Here is a 263-nt window from a genome sequence, read left to right as displayed (position 1 = left end):
GGCGAGGACATCTTCTCGCACCTGTTCGGCGAGGCCTTCCGGGCCGGCGGTGCGGGCCCGGGCGGCATGGGCCCGGGCGGCATGGGCGCGGGCGGCGCGCGCGGCGGCTTCCAGCGCGGGCCGGCCCGCGGCGAGGACGTCGCGGCCGAGCTGACCGTGACCCTCGAGCAGGTCGCGCGCGAGGAGAAGCTGCGGCTCGGCCTGCCGGGCGGGCGCGAGGTCGACGTGGTGGTTCCCAGGGGCGTGGTCGACGGCCAGACCAT

At 78.7% G+C, this 263-nt stretch carries 1 pseudogene; it reads left to right on the top strand.

Annotated features, from left to right (window positions below):
• Positions 1 to 263 (top strand): annotated as a pseudogene (locus tag WDW90_RS39865) (hypothetical protein); the annotation flags it as partial.

Source organism: Methylobacterium nigriterrae (assembly GCF_037106235.1).
Taxonomy (GTDB): Bacteria; Pseudomonadota; Alphaproteobacteria; order Rhizobiales; family Beijerinckiaceae; genus Methylobacterium; species Methylobacterium nigriterrae.
Note: the sequence above shows the minus strand (reverse complement) of the source record. Positions and strands in the feature narration are given on the sequence as shown.